The organism is Kitasatospora sp. NPDC004669, assembly GCF_040609455.1.
Classification (GTDB): Bacteria; Actinomycetota; Actinomycetes; order Streptomycetales; family Streptomycetaceae; genus Kitasatospora.
In genome coordinates this window covers 86,508-102,056 of record NZ_JBEXKB010000015.1, presented here as the reverse complement: position 1 = coordinate 102,056, position 15,549 = coordinate 86,508, and the positions used below count along the sequence as shown (strand labels likewise).

10 protein-coding genes and 1 riboswitch are annotated in these 15,549 nt (G+C 71.2%); of the genes, 8 read left to right on the top strand and 2 right to left on the bottom strand.

The features are described 5' to 3' along the window. Positions 1-87: 87 nt before the first annotated feature. The gene (gene dnaE, locus ABZW30_RS15575) at positions 88-3,654 is read right to left on the bottom strand and encodes a DNA polymerase III subunit alpha (RefSeq protein WP_355671613.1); all 3,567 of its coding nucleotides are present in this window, start codon (positions 3,652-3,654) and stop codon (positions 88-90) included. 446 nt (positions 3,655-4,100) lie between these two features. Between dnaE and ABZW30_RS15570 the strand changes: the two genes are divergently transcribed. Next, positions 4,101-5,945: a glycoside hydrolase family 15 protein gene (locus tag ABZW30_RS15570; protein WP_355671612.1), complete on the top strand. Its 1,845-nt coding sequence runs from the start codon at positions 4,101-4,103 to the stop codon at positions 5,943-5,945. A 180-nt stretch (positions 5,946-6,125) separates the two neighbouring features. Further along, positions 6,126-6,268: riboswitch (SAM riboswitch) on the top strand. Between the two features lie 198 nt (positions 6,269-6,466). Continuing rightward, a complete protein-coding gene (locus ABZW30_RS15565; protein ID WP_355671611.1) occupies positions 6,467-7,180 on the top strand; it encodes an IclR family transcriptional regulator in 714 nt (237 codons plus the stop codon). A gap of 44 nt (positions 7,181-7,224) precedes the next feature. On the opposite strand, the gene ABZW30_RS15560 is transcribed toward ABZW30_RS15565, so the two are convergent. Beyond that, complete coding sequence (locus ABZW30_RS15560; protein WP_355671610.1) at positions 7,225-8,754, bottom strand: PucR family transcriptional regulator ligand-binding domain-containing protein; 1,530 nt, start codon at positions 8,752-8,754, stop codon at positions 7,225-7,227. Positions 8,755-8,923: 169 nt separating this feature from the next. Between ABZW30_RS15560 and ABZW30_RS15555 the strand changes: the two genes are divergently transcribed. The 6 genes from ABZW30_RS15555 (at position 8,924) to ABZW30_RS15530 (ending at position 15,517) form a co-directional block, all read left to right on the top strand. Beyond that, positions 8,924-9,985, top strand: a complete 1,062-nt coding sequence (locus ABZW30_RS15555) for an ABC transporter ATP-binding protein (protein ID WP_355671609.1) — start codon at positions 8,924-8,926, stop codon at positions 9,983-9,985. 58 nt (positions 9,986-10,043) lie between these two features. Beyond that, on the top strand, positions 10,044-11,237 hold the full coding sequence (locus tag ABZW30_RS15550) for an ABC transporter substrate-binding protein (RefSeq protein WP_355671608.1): 1,194 nt from the start codon (positions 10,044-10,046) through the stop codon (positions 11,235-11,237). 173 nt (positions 11,238-11,410) lie between these two features. Further along, on the top strand, positions 11,411-12,295 hold the full coding sequence (locus tag ABZW30_RS15545; protein WP_355671607.1) for an ABC transporter permease: 885 nt from the start codon (positions 11,411-11,413) through the stop codon (positions 12,293-12,295). 13 nt (positions 12,296-12,308) lie between these two features. Further along, positions 12,309-13,121: an ABC transporter permease gene (locus tag ABZW30_RS15540; protein WP_355671606.1), complete on the top strand. Its 813-nt coding sequence runs from the start codon at positions 12,309-12,311 to the stop codon at positions 13,119-13,121. 162 nt (positions 13,122-13,283) lie between these two features. Further along, entirely contained in the window at positions 13,284-14,138 is an 855-nt protein-coding gene (locus tag ABZW30_RS15535; protein ID WP_355671605.1) for an S-methyl-5'-thioadenosine phosphorylase, read from the top strand. An 11-nt stretch (positions 14,139-14,149) separates the two neighbouring features. Beyond that, positions 14,150-15,517, top strand: a complete 1,368-nt coding sequence (locus ABZW30_RS15530) for a glycosyltransferase 87 family protein (RefSeq protein WP_355671604.1) — start codon at positions 14,150-14,152, stop codon at positions 15,515-15,517. The last annotated feature ends 32 nt before the right edge of the window (positions 15,518-15,549 follow it).

Sequence of the window (15,549 nt, the reverse complement as noted above, 5' to 3'; positions counted from 1 at the left end):
GCCGTCGCGACCGGACGGCACCGGCCCCGTCATCCCGCCCGGGCCCGGGCGGTGATGTCGTCGCCCGGCGCCGGCGCCGGCCGCGGCTCAGGAGCGGACGGCCGTGCCCGCCCAGGCGCGGTTGCCGAGCAGGGTTTTGATGTCCGAGGCGAGCCCGTTGTCGGGGTTCACCAGGTAGCCGAGCTCGTAGAGGGTGTTCTTGTCCCAGTTGGTGGTCAGCAGTCGCACCGGGACGTCGCCGGGGTGGGCCTGGAGGGCGAGTTTGAGTTCGGCGACCGTCTCGGGGGTGATCCGGGCGGCCGGGACGGTGATCTGGACCGGTGGCTTGGTGCCGAGTTCGGCGGAGGAGACGTCGAGGGTGGTGATCTCCTGGCCGAAGACGCTCAGCGACCCGTCGCGCTCGTTGAGGCGGCCGCGGACCGAGATCACGTTGTCCTCGATCATCTGCTCGGCCATCAGGTTGTAGGTCGCGGGGAAGAACAGCACCTCGACCGAGCCGTCGCGGTCGGCGACGGTGATGATCGCCCAGGCGTTGCCGGCCTTGTTGATCCGCCGGTCGACCGCGGTGATCAGGCCGGACAGACGGACCTCGCCCTCGGAGCGACCGGAGCCGAGGAGCTCGGCGATCGAGGTGTCGCGGTTCTGGGAGAGGATGTGCTCGGCGCCGTCGAGCGGGTGGCTGGAGACGTAGAGGCCGAGCATCTCGCGTTCCAGGGAGAGGAGTTGGCGGCGGGGCCACTCCTGGTCGGTGAGCTGGAAGTCCAGCCCGATGCCCGGGCCGCCGCTGTCGCCGGAGTCCAGGGCGCCGAACAGGTCGTCCTGCCCGATGGCCTGCTGCTTCTTCACCCCGGTGACGGCGTCGATCGCGCTCTCGTGCACGGTGCTGAGCGAGAGCCGGGTGTGGCCGAGCGAGTCGAAGGCGCCGGCCTTGACGAGGGAGTCGACGGTGCGCTTGTTGCAGACCACCAGCTCGACCTTGTCCAGGAAGTCCGCGAAGGAGGTGTACTTGCCCTTCTCGTCGCGGGTGCGCACCAGCGAGTCGATCACCGGTACGCCGACGTTGCGGACGGCCTTGAGGCCGAAGCGGACGTCGCTGCCGACGGCGGTGAAGTCGACCACCGACTCGTTGACGTCGGGGGAGAGGATCTTGATGCCCATCTGCCGGCACTCGGCCAGGTAGACCGCCATCTTGTCCTTGTCGTCGGCGACCGAGGTGAGCAGCGCGGCCATGTATTCGGCGGGGTAGTTGGCCTTCAGGTAGGCGGTCTGGTACGAGACCAGGCCGTACGCGGCGGAGTGCGACTTGTTGAACGCGTAGCCGGCGAACGGGACCAGGACGTCCCAGACCGCCTTGACGGCCTCGTCGGAGTAGCCGCGCTCCCGGCAGCCGGCCTGGAAGGGGATGAACTCCTTCTCCAGGACCTCCTTCTTCTTCTTGCCCATGGCCCGGCGGAGCAGGTCGGCCTGGCCGAGTGAGTAGCCGGCGAGCACCTGCGCGGCGCGCTGGACCTGCTCCTGGTAGACGATCAGGCCGTAGGTGGGGCCGAGGACGTCGGCGAGCGGGGCCTCCAGCTCGGGGTGGATCGGGACGATCTCCTGCTGGCCGTTCTTGCGCAGCGCGTAGTTGGTGTGCGAGTTCATGCCCATCGGGCCCGGCCGGTACAGCGCCGAGACGGCGGAGATGTCGGCGAACTCGGTGGGCTTCATCAGCCGCAGCAGGGCGCGCATCGGCCCGCCGTCGAGCTGGAAGACGCCGAGGGTGTCCCCTCGGGCGAGCAGCTGGTAGGTGGTGGGGTCGTCCAGCGGGACGTCCTCGATGGAGACGTCGACGCCCCGGTTGGCCTTGATGATCTTGATGCAGTGATCGATGATGCCCAGGTTCCGCAGACCCAGGAAGTCCATCTTGATCAAGCCCATGGCTTCGCAGGACGGGTAGTCGAAGCCGGTGATGATCACGCCGTCCTTGTCCCGCATGTGCAGCGGGATCAGGTCGAGCAATGGGGTGGAGGAGAGGATGACGGCCGCGGCGTGCACGCCGGTGCCGCGGATCAGGCCCTCGATGCCCCGGCCCGTGTCGATGATCTTCTTGACGTCCGGTTCGTTCTCGTACAGCGCCCGGATCTCGGTGCCCTCGTTGTAACGGGAGTGCTTCTCGTCGAACAGGTCGGCCAGCGGCACGCCCTTGCCCATGACGTCCGGGGGCATCGCCTTGGTGATCCGGTCGCCCATCGAGAACGGGTAGCCGAGGATGCGGTTGGCGTCCTTCACGGCGGCCTTGGCCTTGATCGTGCCGAAGGTGTTCACCTGGGCCGTGTAGGCGGCGCCGTACTTCTCGGTCACGTAACGGACCATTTGGTCCCGCTGGCGGTCGTCGAAGTCGATGTCGACGTCCGGGGGGTTGATCCGCTCGGGGTTGAGGAATCGCTCGAACAGCAGGTCGTGCTCCAGCGGGTCCAGCTGGGTGATCCCGGTCAGGTAGGCGACCATCGAGCCGGCCGCCGAACCGCGGCCCGGGCCGACCGGGATGCCGTTGTCCCGTCCGTACTGGCAGATGTCGGCGACCACGAGGAAGTAGGCGTCGAACCCCATCGGGGTGATCACGCCCATCTCCAGCTCGATCCGCTCCAACACCTCCTGGCTGGGGCTGTCCCCGTAGCGGTGCTTCAGGCCGATCTCGATCTTCTTGCGCAGGTACGAGGCCTGGGTCTCGCCCTCGGGCACGTCGAACTGCGGCATTCGGTCGACGTAGGTGAAGACCTCCTCGTACGACTCGATCCGCTCGGCGATCGCGAGCGTGTTGTCGCAGGCCTCCGGCAGCTCACGGAACAGCTCGCGCATCTCGGCGGCGGTCTTCACGTAGTAGCCGGTGCCCTGGAACTTGAACCGGTTCGGGTCGTCCTTGTTCTTGCCCACGCCGACGCAGAGCAGGCTGTCGTGGGCGTCGGCCTGGTCGGCGGTCACGTAGTGGGAGTCGTTGGTGGCCAGCAGCGGGATGTTCAGCTGCTTCGCGAGCCGGAGCAGGTCCGCGCGGACCTCGCGCTCGATGTCCAGGCCGTGGTCCATCAGCTCCAGGAAGTAGTTCTCCTTGCCGAAGATGTCCTGGTAGGCGGCCGCGGCCTTGACCGCCTCCTCGTACTGGCCCAGCCGTAGCCGGGTCTGCACCTCGCCGGAGGGGCAGCCGGTGGTGGCGATGATGCCGTCCGCGTGCGTGGCGATCAGCTCGCGGTCCATCCGGGGCTTCATGTAGTAGCCCTCCATCGACGCGAGCGAGGAGAGCCGGAAGAGGTTCCGCAGACCGGTCGGGTTCCGCGCCCACATCGTCATGTGGGTGTAGCGGCCGCCGCCGGAGACGTCCTTGCCGCCCTCGCCGTCGGCGCCGGTCGGGCGCTGGCCGCCGGGCGACCAGAACACCTGCTTCTTCTCGAAGCGCGAGCCCGGCGCGACGTACGCCTCGATGCCGATGATCGGCTTCACGCCGGTCTTCGCGGCCGCGTGGAAGAACTCGTACGCGCCGAACATGTTGCCATGGTCGCTCATCGCGATGGCGGGCATGCCCTGTCTCTCCGCCTCGGCGAACAGCTTGCCGTTCTTCGCCGCCCCGTCCAGCATCGAGTACTCGGTGTGGACGTGCAGGTGCGTGAAGCTGGCGGACACGGGACTGTGCTCCTCGGACGGGTCGCGGGAAAGGAAGTCGCCCACGCTAGCGGGTCGGCGCGGACGACGCGCCGCGTCGGAGGCCCGTGTTGACGACCTTGATGCGTCCTTCCCGTCTTCTTGACGGGGTGTTGCCCCTGCTCCGGCCGGGCTTCTCCGCCCACGACCGACTCGCGCCGGTCGTTCTCCCGTGTCCGATCGGGTACACCTTGTTGCTCCGCGCCCGAAGGGCTGCTGTGGGCCGAACCGGCGAGGCCCGGCGGTTGCCGCTCTGGTCCTCGTGGCGGCCGGCGGGGTCACTTTGAGGTCATCCGGGGTCACGTCACGGTCACCGAACCCGGCCGTACCGGTACCGGCCATCCCGCTGGGTGGAGGTGCCACCGGACGGGCCCGGTGGCCGCGTGGTCCGGGCTCGCGGCAGACTGGGTGAGGAGAGGTGTGCCGCGATGGGTGAAGGATTGGGACCCCGGGCGCCGGGTGAGACGGAGCGGTATCTGTCGGTGGCCGAGCACGGGCTGATCGGCGACTTGCGGACCGTGGCGCTGGTGGGCACGGATGGGACGATCGACTGGTACTGCTGTCCGTCGTTCGACGCGCCGAGTGTGTTCGGGGCGATTCTGGACGCGGATCGGGGCGGGGCGTTCGAGTTGGCGGCGGCCGTGCCGTGCCGGACCAGGCAGTTCTACTTCCCCGACACCAATGTGCTGATCACCCGCTTTCTCACCGAGGACGGCGTCGGTGAGATCCAGGACTTCATGCCGATCGTCGGCGGTCATGTGGCGGGTGAGACCGGGCGGCACCGGCTGATCCGGCGGGTGGTGTGTGTGCGGGGCTCGATGCCGTTCCGGGTGCGGGTCGCGCCGCGGTTCGGTTACGGGGCGCAGTCGCATGTGGTGCGGCGGCAGGGGGACTGCCTGGCGATCTTCGAGTCCGCTGCGCTGTCACTCGCGCTCACCTCCACGGTGGCGGTCGAGTGCGACGAGCTGGACGTGACCGCCGAGTTCAAGCTCAGCCAGGGCGAGACGGCGGTATTCGCGCTCGACCGGGTCGACGGCGCCGTGCCGCCGAGGGGCTGCGCCCACCGCGAGGCGGAGGTGGAGTTCAAGGCCACGGTGGCGTTCTGGCGGGGGTGGCTGGCGCAGAGCCGGTACCGAGGGCGGTGGCGGGAGATGGTGCACCGCTCGGCGCTGACGCTCAAACTCCTCACCTATGCCCCGACCGGCGCGATGGTGGCCGCGCCGACCACCAGCCTGCCGGAACGGATCGGTGGCGCACGCAACTGGGACTACCGCTACCTGTGGGTTCGGGATGCCGCGTTCTGCGTGTACGCGTTGCTGCGGCTGGGCTTCACCGGTGAGGCCGAGGCGTTCATGGGCTTCCTGACCGCCCGGATCGACCGGGACGAGACCCGGCCCTCCGGCCCGTTGCAGATCATGTACGGCATCGACGGCCGCTGCGAACTGCCCGAGCGCGAGCTTCCGCACCTGGAGGGCTACCGGGGGTCCGCTCCGGTGCGGGTCGGCAACGCGGCCGTCGACCAGCTCCAGCTCGACATCTACGGCGCCCTGCTGGACTCCGTCTACCTGTACGACAAGTGGGGTCAGCCGATCTCCAGCGAGCAGTGGGACGCCGTGTGCGCCGTGGTCGACTGGGTCTGTGCCAACTGGGACCAGCCCGACGAGGGCGTGTGGGAGACCCGCGGCGGTCGCAAGAGGTTCCTCTACTCCCGCCTGATGTGCTGGGTGGCGATCGAACGGGCCGTCCGGATCGCCCGGCGCCGTGGCCTGCCGGCCGACCTGGTGCGCTGGGGTGCCGCGCGTGATGCCATCTATCGGCGGATCATGGACCGGGGCTGGTCCGCGGAGCGCAGGGCGTTCGTCCAGCACGAGGACGACCAGGTGCTGGACGCCGCGGTGCTGATGATGCCGCTGGCCAAGTTCATCGCACCCACGGACCCCAAGTGGCTTTCCACGCTGGACGCGCTCAGCGCCGACCTGGTCTCCGACTCACTGGTCTACCGGTACGACCCGCAGGCCAGCCCGGACGGCCTGATCGGCGAGGAGGGCACCTTCTCGATCTGCTCCTTCTGGTACGTCGAGGCCCTCACCCGGGCCGGCCGCCTGGACGAGGCCCGGCTCGCCTTCGAGAAGATGCTCACCTACGCCAACCACCTCGGCCTGTACGCCGAGGAGATCAGCCACACCGGCGAGCAACAGGGCAACTTCCCACAGGCGTTCACCCACCTCGCGCTGATCAGCGCCGCCTACAACCTCGACCGCACCCTGGGTTGACGACGGCGGTCCCCACGCCGACGAGCCGGTCGGGGATGGGCCGGATCGGGTGGAACCTTCAGCGCTCGCCTTTAGCGGCGGCCAACCGGCGGCCAACCCCCTGACCGGATGATGCGGAGCGTCCGCACGCGATGGGGGAGGTTTGGCGGGCCGGCCGGGGAGTCTTGTATCGTTCCTCGCGAATCATCCAGAGGGGTGGAGGGACCGGCCCTACGAAGCCCCGGCAACTCCCCGGTCGACTCGGCGTCCGAAGTACGCGCCGCGCCGTCCGGGATCAGTGCCAACTCCGGCCTGTCGCCAACGTGGCGCGGGAAAGATGAGGAGACACGGTGCTCTCTGCGCTGTCCTTCGCCCGGGCGCTTCCCGCCCCGGCCCTTTCGCGTACCCGTCTCGTGCCCGGCGCAGGCAATCGGCCGACTTCTCCGGCCCGTTCTCGCTGACCACCCCCCGCTCCCCGCGGGGAGCCTCCGTGAGCGGAACCCACCCGTCGCTCACGGGGTTTGAGACTGGAGTACCCATCCATGGAGAACACGAGCGGCGTCGGCGTGCTCGACAAGGTCACCTCGATCCTCGGCACCCTGGAGGCAGGTCCCGCCACGCTGGCCGGACTCGTCGCCGCCACCGGCCTGGCGCGGCCGACCGCCCACCGGCTCGCCGTCGCACTGGAACACCACCGCCTGGTCGGCAGGGACCTCCAGGGCCGGTTCGTCCTCGGCCCCCGGCTCGGGGAGCTCTCGGCGGCGGCCGGTGAGGACCGGCTGCTGGCGGCAGCCGGCTCGGTCCTCATCCACCTGCGCGACGTCACCGGCGAGAGCGCACAGCTCTACCGCCGCCAGGGCGAGGTCCGCATCTGCGTGGCCGCCGCCGAGCGGCTCTCCGGCCTTCGTGACACCGTCCCCGTCGGCGTCACCCTCCCCATGAAGGCCGGCTCCGCCGCCCAGATCCTGCTCGCCTGGGAGGAACCCGAGCGCCTCCACCGCGGCCTCCTGGGCGCCCGCTTCACCGCCACCGCCCTCAGCGGCGTACGGCGCCGCGGCTGGGCCCAGTCCGCCGGCGAGCGCGAGCCCGGCGTGGTCTCCGTCTCCGCCCCCGTCCGCGGCCCGTCCAACCGGGTCGTGGCCGCCGTCTCCGTCTCCGGCCCGATCGAACGCCTCACCCGCCACCCCGGCGCGAGCGTCTCCCAGGCCGTCGTCGAGGCGGCCGACCGCCTCACCGAAGCCCTGCGCCATCCCTGACCGACCCGTCGCCCCGCCGGCTCCCGGCTGATCGTCGGAAACGGTCAATCATGCTGGGGAATCGCCGATGTCCGGTCGGGGAAGGCGGCGAGGAGGGCGAGCCAGAGCTGGAAGCGGTCCTGCATGGACTGCAGTGATCGGCCGGTGAGGCGCTCGATCCGGTCCAGCCGGTAGCGGACGGTGTTGCGGTGGACGTACAGCCGGTCGGCGACCGCCTGGACCGAGCAGTCCGCGGCCAGGTAGGCGCGCAGGGTCGTGATGAGATCGGCGTTGTTGGTCTCGTCGAACCGGGTGAGCGGGCGCAGCACCTCGGCGGCGAGCTGTTTCAACGGCAGATCGGGGCTGGACAGCAGCAGCCGGGGAAGGTTGAGCGGGTCACCGGCGTGGACCCCGGGGCCCCGGGTGAGGGCCGCCTGGGCCTCGAACCAGCTCCAGCGCAGGCCGTCGACGCCTCGGTAGCATCCGCCGATCCCGACCGCGGCGCGGGTGTCGAGGCCGGTCAGCGCGGTGCCGAAGCGCCGGGCCAGCTTGTCCACGGGCGCGGACTGCGGGACCACCGCCACCAGGTACCGGTTGACCACGGCGGTGAGCACCGGCTCGGGGGACTCGGGGCGGCCCGCGGTCAGCCAGGGCAGCCGCGCCAGCCGCCGGTCCGCCGCCGCCCCCGCGCCGTCCGGTGCCAGGCGGCCCAGGACGACCCGGTGGGCGGCCTTGGCGTCCAGCCCGAACGTGGCGAGCCTGCGCTCGGCGGCCGCCGGTGCGATCACGTCCCGCACGATGTCCTCGACGACCTGGCCGACCAGTTCCCGCCGCCCGGCCAAGTGGGCCTGTCGACGGGCCAGTTCCAGGCCGACCAGCCGAACCGCGTACGGGAGCACGTCCGCCGCGGGGCCGGCCGACCGCAGGCAGAGGAACGCCGCGACCATCCCGTCGACCTGCACCGGCAGGCACAGCGGACCGACGTGACCGGCCTCGTCCGAGGACTTCAGCCCGGCCGCCCGCACCTCCTCGGCCAGTGCGCCGGAACGCTCCGGGGCGGTGGCGAGGACCGAGCCGTGGCGGTCGAGGACGGCGACCTCTGACCCGCAGGCCCGCCGCAGCACCCGCAGCAGCGCGGTCAGGCCCTCGCCGGTCAGCAGGGCCTGGACCAGCAGATCGTGCTGATCGACCAGTCGCCGCTGCGCGCTGTGGTCCTCGGCCGCGACCCGTTCGGCGACCAGGCGGTTCACCGCGATGAAAGGCGTCTCGTACGGGACCTCCAGCACCGCCAGGCCCAACCGCTCGGCCTCGGCCACCGTCGCCCTGGGGACGGTGGGGTGGCTCAGCCCGGTGCCGAAGCCCACCGCTGACGCGCCGGCGGCCGCCACCCGCTGGACGAAGGCGGTCTGTGCGGCGGCGGTCCGCTGCCGCAGGCCCGTAGTGAGGAGCAGCTCGCCGCCCGTCATCCACGGTGTCGGATCGGCGAGTTCGGTCACCGCGACCCAGCGGACGACGCGGTCGACACCGGCCGGGCTGGTACACAGCCGCAGGCCAAGGCCCTCGTCCCGAAGCAGATCGCGCAGCGTCACGGACATGCGCCGGACTGTAGCGCCGCACAACTCGGCAGCGGAAGACCGTGCAGGCGTCCATGGCCGAATCGAGGGAATCCTCTTAGGTTTTCGTGTGCCGAGCCATGTGTCCCGTGCACGACACCGACCATGCGAATCGTTCACGCGACACCGATCAGAAGGGCCGCACGAGTTGATGAGCGACGACCATTCGCCCCGACCGGCTCCGGCCCCCGCGGCGGTCCGGCTCGAAGCGTTGGCGAAGTCCTTCGACGGCCGGGTCCGCGCGGTCGACGGCGTGGACCTGGAGATCGGCGAGGGCGAGTTCTTCGCGATGCTCGGCCCGTCCGGGTCCGGGAAGACCACGGTGCTGCGCATGATCGCGGGCTTCGAGTCGCCGACCTCAGGCCGGATCCTGCTGGGCGGGGCCGATGTGACCGCTCTCGCGCCCTTCGACCGGGACGTCAACACGGTGTTCCAGGACTACGCCCTCTTCCCGCACATGACGATCGAGCAGAACGTCGGTTACGGCCTGATGGTCCGCCGGGTGCCCAAGGCCGAACGGGCTCGAAGGGTGCGCGCGGCGCTCGCGATGGTGCGGCTGGAGGGCTTCGAGCGGCGGCGGCCGACCCAGCTCTCCGGCGGCCAGCGCCAGCGGGTGGCACTGGCCCGGGCGTTGGTGAACCGCCCGAAGGTGTTGCTGCTCGACGAGCCGCTCGGCGCACTCGACCTGAAGCTCCGCCATGAGATGCAGGTGGAGCTCAAGCGGATCCAACGCGAGGTCGGGATCACCTTCGTGTTCGTCACCCACGACCAGGACGAGGCCCTGACGATGAGCGACCGCGTCGCGGTGTTCAACGCGGGGCGGATCGAGCAGGTCGGCTCGCCCGCCGAGGTGTACGAGCACCCGGCCACGCCCTTCGTCGCCGGCTTCGTCGGCATCTCCAACCTGCTGGACGGCTCGGCGGCCGAGCAGGTCGTGGGCGAGGCCGGGCTGTTCAGCGTTCGGCCGGAGAAGATCCGGATAGCGCATCCGGACGATCCGGCCGGACCGGACGAACTGTCGGCGACGGGGCGGGTGGCCGAGGTCGTCTACGCGGGCGGTCACACCCGGTTCCTGGTGGACCTGGAGGCCGGCGGGCGGCTGACCGCCGTCCGGCAGAACCTCGACGAGGGATCGGCCGACGTCGTCCGCCATCGCGGCGCCGACGTCGTGCTGGCCTGGCAGCGAAAGCACACCGTCCGCGTCGGCGGGTAGCCCACTCCCCACAGTCCTCACCGTCTCCTCCACTTCCTCGAAGATCGGAACACGCCGAATGCGCATCCCCGCGATCGCCCGTACGACGGCCGGCGCGACGGCCGCCGTCCTGCTGGCCGCCGGCTGCGGCAGCAGCGCCGGAACGACCGGCTCCCAGGGACTGAACCCTCCGACACTGCCGATGCTCCAGTCCCTGGGGGCCGGTGAGGGGCAGGTGAATCTGGTCGCCTGGGCCGGTTACGCCGAGGACGGTTCGGACGACAAGAACGTCGACTGGGTCCACCCCTTCGAGCAGCAGACCGGCTGCAAGGTCACCACCAAGATCGCCGGCACCTCGGACGAGATGGTCTCGCTGATGAAGACCGGCCAGTACGACGCCGTCTCGGCGTCCGGCGACGCGACGCTCCGGCTGATCGCGGCCGGCGATGTCGCCCCCGTCAACACCGCGCTGGTGCAGAACTACGCGGACGTATTCGACGGCCTGAAGAACCAGCCGTGGAACTCGGTGAACGGCCGGATGTACGGCATCCCGCACGGCCGCGGCGCCAACCTGCTGATGTACCGCACCGACAAGGTGTCCCCGGCGCCGGACTCGTGGAGCGTGGTCTTCGACGGCGCCTCGGCCTACACCGGCCATGTCACCGCCTACGACTCCCCGATCTACATCGCCGACGCGGCGCTGTACCTGATGAAGACCAAGCCGGACCTGGGGATCAAGAACCCCTACGCCCTGGACGACGCCCAACTCAAGGCGGCTGTCGACCTGTTGAAGACCCAGCACAAGGCGGTCGGCGAGTACTGGAGCGACTTCCAGAAGTCGGAGAACTCCTTCAAGACCGGTGACACCGTGGTCGGTACCACCTGGCAGGTGATCGCCAACATGGCGCAGGCCGACAAGGTGCCCGTCCAGGCGGTGCTGCCGAAGGAGGGCGCGACCGGCTGGTCGGACACCTGGATGGTGTCGGCGAAGGCCGCCCACCCCAACTGCGCCTACCAGTGGATGAACTGGATCGTCTCGCCGAAGGCCAACGCCCAGGTCGCCGAGTGGTTCGGCGAGGCCCCGGCCAACTCCAAGGCCTGCGACCAGACCTCGGACAAGAACTTCTGCACCACCTTCCACGCCACCGACGAGGCGTACTGGAAGAACGTCCACTACTGGACCACCCCGGTCAAGAACTGCCTGGACGGCCGCGGGGCGTCCTGCACCGACTACGCCGCCTGGACCGCCGCCTGGACCGAGATCAAGGGCTGACGGATGGCCCCGCCCCGAGTCGAAGGGCGCGCCGCTGCCGAAAGCTGGGCCCTTCCTGTCCGTCGGCGGGCAAGGAGGGCGAGCGACAAGAGCCCGAGGAACGAGGGAACGCCGAAGTGAAGAGCGTTGGCAGCGGGCCGACAGCGCCCGGAGGCGAGCGGGCGAATCACGACGTGGCCGCCCCGCCACTGCGGCGGGGTGGCGTGCGGCAGGCGGCCTCCGTCCTGCACCGGCACGCCAGGCTGCGGCTGGCGCTGCTGCTGGCGGCGCCGATGGCCTGGCTGGTGCTCGCCTACCTGGGCTCGCTCGCCGTCCTGTTCCTCTCGGCCTTCTGGGCGGTCGACGACTTCACCTACGACATCGTCCGGGTCTGGAACACCGCCAACTTCCACACCGTCCTCACCGAGCCGGTCTACCGGACGATCGCCCTGCGCACCCTCGGCATCGCCGCCGCGGTCACGGTGATCGACGCCGTGGTGGCGTTCCCGATGGCCTTCTACATGGCCCGGATCGCCCGGCCGCGCACCCGCAAGCTCCTGGTGGTCGCCGTGCTGACCCCGCTCTGGGCCAGCTACCTGGTCAAGGCGTACGCCTGGCGCGTCATCTTCAGCCGGGACGGCGTGCTCGACTGGCTCGGCAAGCCGTTCGGCCTGTCGAGCCCCGGGTACGGTACGGCGGCGGTCATCGCCGTCCTGGCCTACCTGTGGCTGCCGTACATGATCCTGCCGGTCTACGCGGGACTCGAGAACCTGCCGACCGACCTCCTGGACGCCTCGGCCGATCTGGGCGCCTCGGCCGGGCGGACCTTCCGCTCGGTGGTCCTTCCGCAGGTCTTGCCCTCGGTGTTCGCCGGGTCGGTCCTCACCTTCTCGCTGAGCCTCGGCGACTACATCGCCGTACGGATCGTCGGCGGGAAGACGCAGGTGCTGGGCACCGCGATCGCCGACAACGTGACGCTCAACCTGCCACTGGCCGCCGCACTGTCCTGCATACCCGTGGTGATGATCGTCGGCTACCTGCTCGCCGTGCGCCGGACCGGCGCCCTGGACTCTCTCTAGGAGTCGAACGCCAGTGATCCTCTCCCGCCGTGCCCGGATCGCGCTGCGTGCGGCCATGGCCGCCGGCCTCGCCGTCGTCTACCTGCCGCTGCTGCTGATCCTCCTCAACTCGGTCAACCGGGACCGCTCGTTCGCCTGGCCGCCGACCGGACTCACCGCCGAGTGGTGGGTACGGGCCTGGCGGTCCGAGGGCGCCCGCAGTGCGCTCGTCACCTCACTGCAGGCGGGCGCGGGGGCCACCCTGGTGGCCCTGGTCCTGGGAACCATGACCGCATTCGCGGTCCAGCGGTACCGGTTCTTCGGCCGGCAGACGGTGTCGTTCCTGGTGATCCTGCCGATCGCGCTGCCCGGCATCGTCACCGGCATCGCGCTCAACGCCGCGTTCCGCAGCGTGCTCGGCCCGGCGGGCATCGGGTTCGGCATGCTCACCGTCGTCATCGGGCACGCCACCTTCTGCATCGTCGTGGTCTTCAACAACGTCATCGCCAGGCTGCGCCGGATGTCGCCCTCCGCCGAGGAGGCCTCGGCCGACCTCGGCGCGCACACCTTCCAGACCTTCCGGTACGTCACCTTCCCGGCAGTGCGGTCGGCGCTGCTGGCGGGCGGGCTGCTGGCGTTCGCGCTCTCCTTCGACGAGATCGTGGTGACCACCTTCACTGCCGGCCCCGGCGTCCGGACGCTGCCGATCTGGATCTACGCCAACCTGGCCCGGCCCAACCAGGCCCCGGTGGTCAACGTGGTGGCCGCGGTCCTGGTGCTGCTCTCCGTGGTGCCGGTCCACCTGGCCCAGCGGCTGTCCGCCGACAGCCCCGGAGGGCGGCTGTAACCGGGGGTGAAGCGGCCGGAGCGCCTCCCCCGGCCGGGGCCAACCGCGGGGCCGGCGCCCTCTACGTGCGACGTTCGCGAATCGTAAGACCACGATGCTCGGAGTCCGCCCCGGTCCGCTCCTACAGTGGCCGGGACGTTCTTCGGACGAGAGGTGGCACAGGTGACGATCGATCAGGGCATCGCGCGGGCCGAGCTGGGTGTGATCGGCGGTTCGGGGCTGTACGCGCTGTTGGACGAGGTGGTCGAGGTGCGGGTCGACACGCCGTACGGTCCGCCGAGTGACGCGCTGTTCCTGGGTGAGGTGGCCGGGCGCCGGGTGGCCTTCCTGCCCCGGCACGGGCGCGGCCACAAGCTGCCGCCGCACCGGATCGACTACCGCGCCAACCTGTGGGCGCTGCGCTCACTCGGCGTGCGGCAGGTGCTGGGGCCGTGCGCGGTGGGCGGCCTGCGCCCGGAGTACGGCCCGGGCACGCTCCTCGTCCCGGACCAGTTCGTCGACCGCACCTCGGGGCGGGTGCAGACCTACTACGACGGGCAGCCGCTGCCCGACGGCACCGTGCCCGAGGTGGTGCACGTCTCGATGGCCGACCCGTACTGCCCCGCCGGGCGGCGGGCCGTCCTGGACGCCGCGCGCGGGGCCGCCTGGGAGCCGGTGGACGGCGGCACGCTCGTGGTGATCGAGGGCCCGCGCTTCTCCACCCGCGCCGAGTCCCGCTGGTTCACCGCCAACGGTTGGTCCGTGGTCGGCATGACCGGCCACCCCGAGGCCGTCCTCGCCCGCGAACTCGGGCTCTGCTACAGCTCCTTGGCACTGGTCACCGACCACGACGCCGGAGTGGAGACCGGCGAGGGCGTCACCCACGCCGAGGTGCTGAAGGTCTTCGCCGGCAACGTCGACCGGCTGCGCAGCGTGCTCTTCAAGGCCCTGGAGGCGCTGCCCGACGAGCGGGACTGTGTCTGCTCGCACGCCCTGGACGGCCTCACCACCGGCCTTCCCGGCGTCCCGGGCTCCTGACCGGAGAGCACGTGCCGACCCGGACCCTCCTGCCCTGCGCCCTCGCCCTCACCACCCTGGTGGCGGCCCTCGCGCTGACCGTGACCGGCGGCGGGACGCTCGCCGACCGGCCCCCGCTCTACGGCTGGTACACGCTCGACGCCGCCCTCTTCGCCCTCGCGCTGCTCCTCCTGCGCAGGGTGAGCGCCCGCCAGGTGGCGCCGCTCGTGCTGATCGGAAGCGTCCTGGTCGCCGGGGCCGGGCTGCTGGCCCCGCCGCGCACGAGCGACGACGCCTACCGGTACGTGTGGGACGGGCGGGTCCAGGCGGCCGGCACCTCCCCGTACGCCCGCACCCCGGACGACCCGGCGCTGGCCCGGCTGCGCGACCCGGGCCTGTTCCCCCTCGGGGACGGCTGTGCGGCCTGGGACGAACGGCGGACCGCCGCCGGGGACTGCACCCGGATCAACCGGCCCGCCGTGCACACCGTCTACCCGCCGGTCGCGGAGGCGTGGTTCCTCGCCGAACACCCCTTCGGCGGCGGCGTGCGCGGCGTGCAGGTCGGCGGCGCCCTGCTGGCGGTCGCCACCACCGGTGTGCTGCTCGCCGTCGGCGGGCGCAGCCGGCGGGCGGCGCTGTGGGGCTGGTGTCCGGGAATCACCGTGTGGGCGGTCAACGACGCACACGTCGACACCCTCGGCGCGCTGCTCATGGTGGCCGGAACGGGCTGCGTGGCCCGCCGCCGGGCCGGGGCCGGCGGCGCCCTGCTCGGAGCGGCGGTCGCGACCAAACTGCTGCCGGCGCTCGCCCTGCCCGGAGCGCTGTCCGGCCTGCTGGCCCGGCGGCCCAGGAAAGACGACCTGGTCCTGGTCGCCGCCGCCCTCGGGACCTTCGCGGCGACCTACCTTCCCTACGTCGCGGCCTCCGGCGTCGGCGTGCTGGGGTACCTGCCCGGCTACCTGCGGGAGGAGGGGTACGAGCAGGGCCACCTCGTCCGCTTCGGCCTGCTGCGGGCGGTGCTGCCCGACCGGTGGGCCCCGTGGGCGGCCGCCCTGGTGCTGGCGGCCGTGGTGCTGTGGGTACTGCGGCGCGGCGACCCCCATCGGCCGTGGCGGGGCGCGCTCCTGGTCACCGGGACGGCCCTGCTGCTCGTCGCGCCCGGCTACCCGTGGTACGGACTGCTGGTGGTGGCCCTGGTCGCGCTGGACGGGCGCTGGGAGTGGCTGGCGGTTCCCGCGGCCGGCCAGGTGCTCTACCTGGTCGGCGGGGAGGACGCCCAGCGCGTCGCCTACGGGGCCGCCCTGGCCTGTGTGCTCGTGGTGCCGGTGCTGCGCCGCCTCATGACTGCCACGCCGGCCCGCCCGACCCGCGAGGCGCGGCCGGAGATGACGAAAGTCTGACGGGACGCCCCCGGCCCTGGCCGCCGCCGGGG